Origin of the sequence: Pseudomonas sp. RIT623 (assembly GCF_004519305.1) — a bacterium.
GTDB lineage: Bacteria > Pseudomonadota > Gammaproteobacteria > Pseudomonadales > Pseudomonadaceae > Aquipseudomonas.
The window spans coordinates 39186-51268 of sequence record NZ_SOZA01000002.1 but is presented as its reverse complement, the minus strand read 5'-3'; the positions used below and the strand labels follow the sequence as shown (position 1 = coordinate 51268).

Below are 12083 nucleotides of genomic sequence, written 5' to 3'. Positions count from 1 at the left end.
GCGCTGCGCACCCCTTTCGCGACACAAGGCCGCTCCTACCCAAAACCGAAGGGCTGTCAGGCCAAGGGGCGGCTATGCGGAAACAGCAAGTCGACAAACCGCTCGGCGGTGGGCTGCGGTTCATGGTTGGCCAGCCCGGCCCGTTCGTTGGCCTCGATGATCACGTAGTCCGGGTGCTCGGCATCGCGGACCATGAAGTCCAGGCCCACCATGGGAATTTCCAGGGCGCGGGCGGCGCGCACGGCGGCATCGGCCAGCACCGGGTGCAGGCGCGCGGTGACGTCCTCCAGGGTGCCGCCGGTATGCAGGTTGGCGGTGCGGCGCACAGCCAGCCGCTGCCCGGCCGGGAGGATGTCGTCGTAGCCCAGGCCGGCGGCCTTGAGCGTGCGTGCCGTTTCCTCATCGAGCGGTATGCGGCTCTCGCCGCCGGTGGCCGCCTGGCGACGGCGGCTTTGCGCCTGGATCAACGCGCGAATGCTATGGCTGCCGTCGCCAATCACCTGCGCCGGATGACGGATCGCCGCCGCCACCACTTCGTAGCCGATCACCACGATGCGCAGATCGCTGCCGGCATGGAAACTCTCCAGCAGCACGCGGCTGTCGAAACGCCGGGCCTGTTCCACGGCGTGGGTGACGTCCTCGTGGCAGGTGAGGTTTACGGCCACGCCCTGGCCTTGCTCGCCATCCACGGGCTTGACCACCAGCGCGCCGTGTTCGTCGAGAAACGCCAGGTTGTCGTCGGCGTTGCCCGCCAACTGCTGCGCCGGCACTTGCAGCCCGGCCTGGTGCAAGGCTTGCCGGGTCAGGCGCTTGTCCTGGCACAGGGTCATGGTCACGGCGCTGGTCAGGTCGCTCAGCGACTCGCGGCACCGTACCCGCCTGCCACCCAGGCTGAGGGTGAACAAGCCTGCGCCAGCATCGTCCACCTGCACCTCGATGCCCCGGCGCAGCGCCTCGTCGACGATGATTCGCGCGTAGGGGTTGAGAGTCGCCTCCGGGCCGGGGCCGAGGAACAGTGGCTGGTTGATGCCGTTCTTGCGCTTGACCGCGAAGGTCGGCAGGTTGCGAAAGCCCAGCTTCTTGTACAGGCGCTTGGCCTGGCGGTTGTCGTGCAGGACAGACAGGTCCAGGCAGGCCAGGCCACGGCTCATGAAGTGCTCGATCAGGTGGCGCACCAGCACCTCGCCGACCCCCGGGCGGGTGCAGTGCGGGTCCACCGCCAGGCACCACAGGCTGCAGCCGTGCTCGGGGTCGTCGAAGGCCTTGCTGTGGTCCAGGCCCATGACGCTGCCGATCACTGCGTTGCTGTCCTCGTCTTCGGCCAGCCAGTACACCGGGCCGCCCTGATGGCGCGGGGTGAGGCGCTCGACATCGACCGGCAGCATGCCGCGGGCCAGGTACAGGGTGTTGATGGCTTGCCAGTCCGCCGCGCTCTGCGCCCGGCGGATGCGAAAACCGCGAAACACCCGTTGCGCCGGGCGGTAGTCGGTGAACCACAGGCGCAAGGTGTCCGACGGGTCGAGGAACAACTGCTGCGGTGCCTGGGCCAGTACCTGCTGAGGCGCGGCGACGTACAGGGCGATGTCGCGCTCGCCGCCACGCTCCTCGAGCAGGTCTTCGGCCAGGGTCAGCGGGTCGGCATAGGTATGCCCGATCAGCAATCGGCCCCAGCCGCAATGCACCGCCCGTGGTCGGTCGTGGGGTTCGCTGCCGTCGCCGGCCAGGCGCGCCTGCAGGCGCTCGTAGGACGGCGCCTGGCCGCGCAGCAGGCGCTGACCGTAAGCGATCTCGTGAGCTTTCATCGGTCAGATTCCTTGTTCGCTGAACCACAGGTTCAGGGCCGCCAGTTGCCATAGCTTGGAGCCGCGCAATGGGGTGAGCTGGCCATGGGGATTGCTCAGCAGGCGGTCGAGCATCGCCGGCTTGAACAGGCCACGGTCCTGGCTCGGGTCGGTCAGCAGCTCGCGTACCCACTCCAGGGTGGCGCCTTGCAAGTGCTTGAGGCCGGGCACCGGGAAGTAGCCTTTCTTGCGGTCGATCACCTCGTGGGGGATGACCCGCCGCGCGGCCTGCTTGAGCACCTGCTTGCCGCCGTCGGGCAACTTGAAGCGCGCCGGGATGCGCGCCGACAGCTCCACCAGGCGGTAGTCCAGGAATGGCGTGCGCGCCTCCAGGCCCCAGGCCATGGTCATGTTGTCCACCCGTTTGACCGGGTCGTCCACCAGCATCACCGTGCTGTCCAGGCGCAGGGCCTTGTCCACCGCGTCCGGCGCGCCGGGGCGGGCGAAGTGCTCGCGGACGAAGTCGCCGGCCACGTCGGTCTCCAGCAGCCAGGGGGCCTGCACGGTGTCGCGGTACTCGGCGTGGCTACGGTCGAAGAAGGCGTCGCGGTAGGCCGCGAAGGCATCCTCGGCGCCGTCAACCTGGGGGTACCAGTGGTAGCCGGCGAACAGCTCGTCGGCGCCCTGGCCACTCTGCACGCCCTTGCAGTGCTTGGCCACTTCCCGCGACAGCAGGTAGAAGGCGATGCAGTCGTGGCTGACCATCGGCTCGCTCATGGCGCGGAAGGCGGCGGGCAACTGCTCGATGATCTCGTGTTCGGCAATGCGCAACTGATGGTGACGGGTGCCATAGTGCCGGGCGATCAGGTCGGAGTACTGGAATTCGTCGCCGCGCTCGCCGCCGGCATCCTCGAAGCCGATGGAGAAAGTCGACAGGTCGTCCACCCCGGCCTCGCGCAGCAAGCCGACCAGCAGGCTCGAGTCGACGCCGCCGGACAGCAGCACGCCAACGTCCACCGCCGCGCGCTGACGAATCGCCACGGCGTCGCGGGTGGCGTCGAGCACGCGGCTGGTCCAGCCTTCCAGGTCGAGCTCGCGCTCGTCGGGGTTGGCGCCGTAGTGCAGTTGCCACCAGGTTTGGCGTTCGACTTCGCCGTGGCAGTCGATGCGCATCCAGCTGCCGGGCTCGAGTTTCTGCACGTTGGCCAGCAGGGTGCGCGGCGCGGGCACCACGGCATGGAAGTTGAGGTAGTGGTTGAGCGCCACTGGGTCGATCATCGGGTCGATGTCGCCGCCTTTGAGCAACGCCGGCAGGGTCGAGGCGAAGCGCAGGCGTTCGCCGTTGCGCGACAGGTACAGTGGCTTGACGCCGAGCCGGTCGCGGGCCAGGAACAGGCGCTGGGCATCGCGCTCCCAGATGGCCAGGGCGAACATGCCGTTGAGCTTGGGCAGCAGCGCCGCGCCCCAGGCATGGTAGCCCTTGAGCAGCACCTCGGTGTCACCGTCGGACCAGAAGCTGTAGCCCAGGGCTTGCAGCTCTTCGCGCAGCTCGGGGAAGTTGTAGATGGCGCCGTTGAAGGCCAGCGACAGGCCCAGGGTGCTGTCGACCATCGGCTGCGCCGAGCCGTCGGACAGGTCCATGATCTTCAGCCGGCGGTGGCCGAGGGCGATCGGGCCCTGGCTATGGAAGCCCCAGGCGTCGGGGCCGCGGGGCGCCAGGTGGTGGGTGATGCGCTCCACCGCGGCGAGGTCCGCCGGGCGGGGGGCTTGGTCGATGGGGGTGAAACGTAACTCTCCTGCTAATCCGCACATAAGTCCTTACCGGTTTTGCCGTTGGGGAGGTGTGCACCCAAAAATGGGCCACTTAGGTAGGGACCTGAGTGGTTTGCAAGAGTTTTAGATCAATCAGTTATATAGGGTGAGCGGCCATCGCGGGGGCTTGGCAGCGGGCTCGTCCCGCGATGGTTGCTACCGCTTACTGCCCGCGAATCAACCGGCGCAAGGCAAAGCGGTTGGGGTGGCATGCCTCGGCCACCGCCCTGGGCACCGGCAGCGGTTCGCCACTGGCCCACGCGGCAATCAGCTCGCCGCACAGCGGCGCGGTAATCAGCCCTCGCGAGCCATGCCCGCTGTTCACATACAACCCTTCCAGCCATGGACACGCCACGGCGGGCACCTGCCTCGCGTCCTTGCCCAGCACGGCATAATGCTCGGCGAACCGTTCGGGGTCTGCCAGCGGCCCGACGATGGGCAGGTAGTCCGGGCTGGTGCAACGAAACGCCGCGCGGCCTTCGAGCAGCGCCGGGTCGAGTTCGGCGGCGCCCAGGCGTTGCGCCAGGTCGCTGGAGATTTCCTCCAGCAGTGCCAGGTTGCCCTGGTGCTCGGCGACGCTGGGCGTGGTGTCCTGGTTATGGAAGTCGAAGCTGGCGCCCAGGGTGTGTTCAGCGCCGCGCGGGGGCGCCACATAGCCTTCGGCGCACACCACCGTGTTCAGCGCCTGGCTGGCCAGGGTGGCGGGCAGGCGGGTGATCTGCCCGCGGATACGCTTGAGCGGCAACCCGGCGCAAGCCGGGAAATGGCGAACGTCGGCTGCCCCGGCCAGCACCACCAGCGCCGCGCTGGCCAGCAGGCGCTCGCCGTCCCAGGCCTGCCACAGGCCGTCGGCCTTGCGCAGTTCGATGACGTTGGCATGGCTGAGCAGGCGAATACGCGGGTGCGCCAGCTGGGCCTGGCACAGGGCCGGCGGATGCACCCAGCCCCCTTCGGGGTAGAACAGGCCGCCGCTGGCCAGCGCCACCCCGGCCAAGGCCTGGGCCTGCTCACGCTCTAGCGGTTGCAGCAGGCTGCGGTCGAAGGCGGCGGCAAGCTTGGCCTGGCGTTGGCTTTCTGCTTCATCGAACGCCAATTGCAGCACGCCGCAGGCATCCCAGTCCTGGCCGCGCTGCAGGCGTTCGAGCCAGCGGCGGGTGTAGCCGAAGCCGGCGAGGATCATCTGCGACAGGGCGGTACCGTGGGCCGACAGCTTGAGGTACAGCACGCCCTGGGGGTTGCCTGAGGCTTCCCGGGCAGGGCCGGCGTGACGCTCCAGCACGCTGACCTGCCAGCCACGGCTGGCCAGGCTGCGGGCCGTGGCGCTGCCGGCCAGGCCCGCGCCGATCACCAGTGCCTCGCGCGGCCCCGGCAAGGGCGTCGGGCGTGCGTACCAGGGCGCCACGGGGCTTGCTGGCGTGCCGCTGTAGACACCGTGCATCACCTCCCACTTCTTGCCGATACCCGGCACCTTCTTCATGCTGAAACCGGCGTCGATCAAGCCGCGACGCACCCAGCCGGTGGTGGTGAAGGTGCCAAGCGTGGTGCCGGGATGAGACAGGCGCGCCAGTTGGGCAAACAGCTCCGGTGTCCACATGTCGGGGTTTTTCGCCGGGGCGAAGCCGTCGAGGAACCAGGCGTCGATGTGCGCGTCCAGTTGCGGCAGTTGCTCCAGCGCATCGCCGATCATCAAGGTGAGGGTGACCCGGCCGCCGTCGAGGCTGAACTGCTGGAAACCTGGGTGAATCGCCACGTACTGCGCCAGTAGCGGCTGGGTGAAGGCCGCCAGCTGCGGCCACAGTTGCATGGCCCGGGCCAGATCGTCGCGGCTCAGCGGGTACTTCTCGACGCTGACGAAATGCAGGCGTGCCTCGGCGGGGGCCAGCTCGGCGAACAGTTGCCAGGCGCAAAAGAAGTTCATGCCGGTGCCAAAGCCCGTCTCGCCAATCACCAGGCAGCCGTGCGCTGTCATTTCTGCGAAGCGCTGGCGCAGGTGATTCTGCTCGATGAACACGTGCAGGGTCTCGTCGATGCCCTCGTTGATGGCGAAATAGACATCGTCGTATTGCCGGGAATGAGGGCGGCCCTGGTCGTCCCAGTCGATCTGGGCATGCTGAAGGAGGGTGGACATGGTTGGCTCGGTTGCAGCGAATGGGCGGATTTTATGTCATCCGTGGAATTTACGCAGTTCGTACCTGCGGCGCGATCACCGTAGGAGCCGGCTCGCCGGCGAATAGGCCGGTACAGGCGAAGCACAATTCCGCTAGTCTTGCTTATCCATTGAAGGAGCCATCCATGTTCGAATCCGCCGAAATCGGTCACAGCATCGACAAGGACACCTACGAGGCCGAGGTTCCCGCCCTGCGCGAGGCGCTGCTCGAGGCCCAGTACGAACTCAAGCAGCAGGCGCGGTTCCCGGTGATAGTGCTGATCAACGGCATCGAGGGCGCGGGCAAGGGCGAAACGGTCAAGCTGCTCAACGAATGGATGGACCCGCGGCTGATCGAGGTGCGCACCTTCGACCAGCAGACCGACGAAGAACTGGCCCGCCCGCCGGCCTGGCGCTACTGGCGGGCACTACCGCCGAAAGGGCGGATGGGGGTGTTCTTCGGCAACTGGTACAGCCAGATGCTCGAAGGCCGGGTGCATGGCCAGTTCAAGGATGCCGTGCTCGACCAGGCCATCGCCGGGGCCGAGCGCCTGGAGCAGATGCTCTGCGAGGAAGGCGCGTTGATCATCAAGTTCTGGTTCCACCTGTCCAAGAAACAGATGAAGGCCCGGCTCAAGGCGCTGCGCGACGATCCGCTGCACAACTGGCGCATCAGCCCGCTGGACTGGCAGCAGTCGCAAACCTACGACCGCTTCGTGCGTTTCGGCGAGCGCGTGCTGCGCCGCACCAGCCGCGACTATGCGCCCTGGCATGTGGTCGAGGGCGTCGACCCGTATTACCGCAGCCTGGCGGTTGGGCGGATCCTGCTGGAGAGCTTGCAGGCGGCCTTGGCCAATACCCCGCCCAAGCACCAGGGCAATGTCGCGCCGCTGGGGCGCAGCATCGACCAGAAAAGCCTGCTCGGTGCCCTGGACATGACCCTGAGCCTGGACAAGAAGGATTACGCCGAGCAGTTGGTCACCGAACAGGCCCGGCTCGCCGGCTTGCTGCGCGACAAGCGCATGCGCCGCCACGCCCTGGTGGCGGTGTTCGAGGGCAATGACGCGGCGGGCAAGGGCGGGGCGATCCGCCGCGTGGCGGCGGCGCTGGACCCACGCCAGTACCGCATCGTGCCGATTGCCGCGCCCACCGAGGAAGAACGCGCCCAGCCGTACCTGTGGCGGTTCTGGCGGCATATCCCGGCCCGCGGCAAGTTCACCATCTTCGACCGCTCCTGGTATGGCCGGGTGCTGGTGGAGCGGGTCGAGGGCTTTTGCAGCCCGGCCGACTGGATGCGTGCCTACGGCGAGATCAACGACTTCGAGGAACAGTTGAGCAACGCCGGGGTGGTGGTGGTCAAGTTCTGGCTGGCCATCGACCAGCAGACCCAGCTGGAGCGCTTCGAGGAGCGCGAGCAGATTCCGTTCAAGCGCTACAAGATCACCGAGGAAGACTGGCGCAACCGCGACAAGTGGGATGTCTATGCCGAGGCGGTGGGCGACATGGTCGACCGCACCAGCACCGAGATTGCGCCCTGGACCCTGGTAGAAGCCAACGACAAGCGTTGGGCGCGGGTGAAGGTGCTGCGCACCATCAACCAGGCACTGGAGGCGGCGTTGGCCAAGCACAAGAAATAACAACCCCGTGACCAGCCTGACTTGCAAACCCCATGCGCGTCACCTGCTGGCGAACCGGGCGGTACAGCATGCGCACAGGGAATGACTTGATGAAATCTTTTCCCGTCACATCCTCCCCGGCCAACCTTTAGACTGCACGCTCCCCACCAAGGCCCGACTCGAGGACAGCATGCACATTTCTTCCGGACGCTGGGTCCATGGCCTGCTGTTGGCGCTGTTGACCGCGTTGCTCTGGGGCATCCTGCCGATCAAGCTCAAGCAGGTGTTGCAGGTGATGGACCCGGTGACGGTCACCTGGTACCGCCTGTCCGTCTCGGGCGGCCTGCTGTTCGCCTGGCTGGCCGCCCACCGCCGCTTGCCGTCGCTGCGCCGCTTGGGCGCCAAGGGCAGGGGCTTGGTGGCCATCGCGGTAGCTGGGCTAGTGGGCAACTACGTGCTGTACCTGGTCGGCCTCAAGCTGCTCAGCCCCGGTACCGCGCAACTGGTGGTGCAACTGGGCCCGGTGTTGCTGCTGGTGGCCAGCGTGCTGGTATTCAAGGAGCGTTTCAGCCTGGGGCAGGGCTTGGGCCTGTTGGTGCTGCTGGCTGGGTTTGCATTGTTCTTCAACCAGCGCCTGGAGGAATTGCTCGGCTCGCTGGGTACCTACACCACCGGGGTGCTGACCATCCTCCTGGCGACCAGCATCTGGGTGTTCTATGCCCTGAGTCAGAAGCAGCTGCTGACGGTGTGGAATTCGCAGCAGGTGATGATGGTGATCTACCTGTGCTGCGCGCTGCTGCTCACGCCCTGGGTGCATCCGCTGGAGGCGCTGCAGCTCAGCCCGTTGCAGGGCTGGCTGCTGCTGGCCTGCTGCCTGAACACGCTGGTGGCCTATGGCGCGTTCGCCGAGGCCTTGGCGCATTGGGAGGCCTCGCGGGTCAGCGCGACCCTGGCGCTGACGCCGTTGGTGACGTTCGTTGCGGTGGCGCTGGGCGCCTGGTTGTGGCCGGCTTATGTTCACGCCGAACAGATCAACGCCCTGGGGTATGTCGGAGCGGTGACGGTGGTGCTGGGCTCGGCGCTGGTGGCGCTGGGGCCGTCGCTGATCGCGGGATGGAGGGCGAAGAGGGCGCAGGCCCAATAACCCGACGCGATACCTGTAGGAGCGGCCTTGAGTCGCGAAAGGCCGCTGCTACAGGTGATGAGTCAACCTTTGCCGCCGGGCGCCAGCATGTTCTCTGGCCGCACCCACTGGTCGAACTGCTCGTTGGTCAGGTACTTCAACTGCAACGCCGCCTCGCGCAGGGTCTTGCCCTCGCTATAGGCCTTCTTGGCGATTTCCGCCGCCTTGTCATAACCGATGTGCGGGTTCAACGCGGTCACCAGCATCAGCCCCCGCTCCAGGTGCGCGGCCATCTGCTCGGCGTCCGGCTCGATGCCGGCCACGCAGTGTTGCTGGAAGTTGCGACAGCCATCGGCCAGCAGCTCGATCGACTGCAGCAGGTTGTGGATGATCACCGGTTTGAACACGTTCAACTGCAGATGCCCCTGGCTGGCGGCGAAACCGATCGCGGCGTCGTTGCCCAGCACCTGACAGGCCAGCATCGACAAGGCCTCGCACTGGGTCGGGTTGACCTTGCCGGGCATGATCGAGCTGCCCGGCTCGTTGGCTGGCAGGCGGACCTCGGCAATCCCCGCACGCGGGCCGGAGCCCAGCAGGCGCAGGTCGTTGGCGATCTTCATCAGCGCCACGGCCAGGGTCTTCAGCGCCCCGGCCAGGCTGGTCAGCGGCTCGTGGCCGGCGAGGGCGGCGAACTTGTTCGGCGCGGTAACGAACGGCAGGCCGGAGAGCGCGGCCAGTTCCGCGGCAATCGCTTCGGCGAAGCCGTGCGGGGCGTTCAGCCCGGTGCCCACCGCCGTGCCACCCTGGGCCAGTTCGCACACCGCCGGCAAGGTCGCGCGGATGGCGCGCTGGGCGTAGTCGAGCTGGGCGACGAAGGCCGAGACCTCCTGGCCGAAGGTGATGGGCGTTGCGTCCATCATGTGCGTGCGCCCGGTCTTGACCAGGTGAATGTGGCGCGCCGACAGCTCGGCCAGCCCCGCGGACAGCTCGGCGATCGCCGGCAGCAGCTGGCTGTGCACGGCCTGGGCGGCGGCGATGTGCATGGCGGTGGGGAAGCAGTCGTTGGAACTTTGCGAACGGTTGACGTGATCGTTGGGGTGCACCGGCGCCTTGCCGCCACGGCCCTTGCCAGCCAGCTCGTTGGCGCGCCCGGCGATCACCTCGTTGACGTTCATGTTGCTCTGGGTGCCGCTGCCGGTCTGCCAGACCACCAGCGGGAACTGGGTGTCGTGCTCGCCGTCGAGCACTTCGTCGGCGGCCTGCTCGATCAGCCGGGCGATATCGGCGGGCAAATCGCCGTTGCGGTCGTTGACCCGGGCAGCGGCTTTCTTGATCAGCGCCAGGGCGTGCAGCACCGCCAGCGGCATGCGCTCCTTGCCGATGGCGAAGTTGATCAGCGAACGCTGGGTCTGCGCCCCCCAGTAGGCGTCCTCTGGAACTTCGACCGGGCCCAGGCTGTCTGTCTCGATACGGCTCATGCTGCGCTCACTCCTTTGGTAGTTCGAAACCGCAGTTTAGGCCCTGATTCGACACAGCGGTTCCATCGCTCGTCGTGCCACTTGAGCACTTCGCCATCACGGCGCAGAATGCTCTACCCTGAGGTATCCGCCTCCCTCTCTTGAAGGAAATGCAATGACCCGTCTCCGTGCCCTCTGTGCCGCCGTTGCCCTGGTTTGCGCCAGCGGCCAGGTACTCGCAGCCACTCCAGCCCACAATGCTGCCGCCGAGAAATTCCTGACCCTGGCCAATGCCGACAAGCTGGGCACCCCGGTGTACATGCAGGTCCAGCAGATGTTCGCCCAGCGTTTCGAGCAGACCAAGGCCCCGGCCTCCAAGAAAACCGTGCTCGACAGCTACCAGGCCAAGGCTAACGCAGCCCTGGACAACGCCATCGGCTGGAAGAAACTCAAGCCGCAGATGGTCAACCTGTACACCGCGACCTTCACCGAGGCCGAGCTGAACGACCTGGTCAAGTTCTACGAGTCGCCGCTGGGCAAGAAAGTCCTGCGCGAAATGCCCAAGGTCACCCAGCAGTCGGCCCAACTGACCCAGCAGAGCCTGGAACCGGCGGTGCCGGTGGTCAACAAGCTGCTCGAGGACATGACCAAGGAACTCGACCCGAGCGCCGGCAAGGCCGCCGCCCCGGCGAAGAAGTGAGCCTGACGCGATGAGCATGCAGCAACGCATCGAACAGCAGCTGGCGCCCTTGGGCGACCAGCACCTTGAAGTGCACAACGAAAGCCATATGCACAGCCGTGGCCAGGAAACGCACTACAAGGCGGTGCTGGTCAGCGAGCAGTTCGCCGGGCTGAACAGCGTCAAGCGCCACCAGAAGGTCTACGCCACCATGGGTGAGCTGATGGGCGAGATTCATGCCCTGGCGATTCACACCTACACGCCCGAAGAGTGGGCGGCAGTCGGCGCCGCGCCAGCCTCGCCGGTGTGCGCCGGCGGCGGGCACTGAATCCTTTCCGTCGTTCTGGTACAATTGCGCAAAATCCGGGGGCCGCGTTGCGGCCCTTTCGCGGCACAAGGCCGCTCCTGCAGGAATACGTATTCCCCCTGTAGGAGCGGCCTTGTGCCGCGAAAGGGGCGCAACGCGCCCCCATGCTTTTTATGTCAAACCCGGTCCGCCCCTTACGAGGGCAACCACCTGGAGATTCGGCTTCATGACTCAACCGATCGTCGTGGCGGCGCTGTACAAGTTCGTCACCCTCGAAGACTACGTCGAACTACGCGAGCCGCTGCTCAAGGCCATGCTCGACAACGGCGTCAAAGGCACCCTGCTGCTGGCCAACGAAGGTATCAACGGCACCGTCTCGGCCACCCGCGAAGGCATCGACGCGCTGTTGGCCTGGCTGCGCAACGACCCACGTTTGGTGGACGTCGACCATAAAGAGTCGTACTGCGACGAACAGCCGTTCTACCGCACCAAGGTCAAGCTCAAGAAAGAGATCGTCACCCTGGGCGTGCCCGGCGTCGACCCGAACAAGGCCGTCGGCACCTATGTCGAGCCCAAGGACTGGAACGCCCTGATCAGCGACCCGGAAGTGTTGCTGATCGACACCCGCAACGACTACGAAGTGGCCATCGGCACCTTCAAGGGCGCCGTCGATCCGAAGACCGAGACCTTCCGCGAGTTCCCCGACTACATCAAGGCCAACTTCGACCCGAGCAAGCACAAGAAGGTCGCGATGTTCTGCACCGGCGGCATCCGTTGCGAAAAAGCCTCCAGCTACATGCTCGGTGAAGGCTTCGAAGCCGTCTATCATCTCAAGGGTGGGGTGCTGAAATATTTTGAGGAAGTCCCCCAGGAAGAAAGCCTCTGGGACGGCGACTGCTTCGTGTTCGACAATCGGGTCACCGTGCGTCACGACCTCAGCGAGGGCGAGTACGACCAGTGCCACGCCTGCCGCCACCCGGTCGATGCCAAGGACCGCGAGTCCGAGCACTATTCGCCAGGCGTGAGTTGCCCACACTGCTGGGACAGCCTCAGCGAGAAGACCCGCCGCAGCGCCATGGATCGGCAGAAGCAGATCGAGTTGGCCAAGGCGCGCAACCTGCCACACCCGATCGGTTACAACTACAAAGCCGAGGCCTGATGC

General features: G+C 66.3%; 9 protein-coding genes. 5 read left to right on the top strand and 4 right to left on the bottom strand.

The window, feature by feature from the left end:
• Positions 1-56 precede the first annotated feature (56 nt).
• From ngg to mnmC, 3 genes are all read right to left on the bottom strand, one after another.
• Positions 57-1802 (bottom strand): N-acetylglutaminylglutamine synthetase, encoded by a 1746-nt coding sequence (gene ngg / locus E3U47_RS02100; RefSeq protein WP_134689271.1) that lies wholly within the window; start codon positions 1800-1802, stop codon positions 57-59.
• A 3-nt stretch (positions 1803-1805) separates the two neighbouring features.
• Positions 1806-3593 (bottom strand): N-acetylglutaminylglutamine amidotransferase, encoded by a 1788-nt coding sequence (locus tag E3U47_RS02095; RefSeq protein WP_134689269.1) that lies wholly within the window; start codon positions 3591-3593, stop codon positions 1806-1808.
• Between the two features lie 163 nt (positions 3594-3756).
• Positions 3757-5721 (bottom strand): bifunctional tRNA (5-methylaminomethyl-2-thiouridine)(34)-methyltransferase MnmD/FAD-dependent 5-carboxymethylaminomethyl-2-thiouridine(34) oxidoreductase MnmC, encoded by a 1965-nt coding sequence (gene mnmC, locus E3U47_RS02090; RefSeq protein WP_134689268.1) that lies wholly within the window; start codon positions 5719-5721, stop codon positions 3757-3759.
• A gap of 164 nt (positions 5722-5885) precedes the next feature.
• On the opposite strand from mnmC, the gene pap reads away from it, so the two are divergent.
• A complete protein-coding gene (gene pap, locus E3U47_RS02085; protein WP_134689266.1) occupies positions 5886-7376 on the top strand; it encodes a polyphosphate:AMP phosphotransferase in 1491 nt (496 codons plus the stop codon).
• Positions 7377-7545: 169 nt separating this feature from the next.
• The gene (locus tag E3U47_RS02080; RefSeq protein ID WP_134689264.1) at positions 7546-8499 is read left to right on the top strand and encodes a DMT family transporter; all 954 of its coding nucleotides are present in this window, start codon (positions 7546-7548) and stop codon (positions 8497-8499) included.
• Positions 8500-8561: 62 nt separating this feature from the next.
• Here E3U47_RS02080 and E3U47_RS02075 read toward each other — a convergent pair whose 3' ends face one another.
• Positions 8562-9956: a class II fumarate hydratase gene (locus E3U47_RS02075; protein WP_134689262.1), complete on the bottom strand. Its 1395-nt coding sequence runs from the start codon at positions 9954-9956 to the stop codon at positions 8562-8564.
• A 154-nt stretch (positions 9957-10110) separates the two neighbouring features.
• On the opposite strand from E3U47_RS02075, the gene E3U47_RS02070 reads away from it, so the two are divergent.
• The 3 genes from E3U47_RS02070 to E3U47_RS02060 all read left to right on the top strand — a co-directional run bounded on the left by E3U47_RS02070 (position 10111) and on the right by E3U47_RS02060 (position 12080).
• Complete coding sequence (locus E3U47_RS02070) at positions 10111-10635, top strand: DUF2059 domain-containing protein (protein ID WP_134689260.1); 525 nt, start codon at positions 10111-10113, stop codon at positions 10633-10635.
• Positions 10636-10645: 10 nt separating this feature from the next.
• Positions 10646-10942: a BolA family transcriptional regulator gene (locus tag E3U47_RS02065; protein ID WP_134689258.1), complete on the top strand. Its 297-nt coding sequence runs from the start codon at positions 10646-10648 to the stop codon at positions 10940-10942.
• Between the two features lie 205 nt (positions 10943-11147).
• Complete coding sequence (locus E3U47_RS02060) at positions 11148-12080, top strand: rhodanese-related sulfurtransferase (RefSeq protein ID WP_134689257.1); 933 nt, start codon at positions 11148-11150, stop codon at positions 12078-12080.
• Positions 12081-12083: the final 3 nt, after the last annotated feature.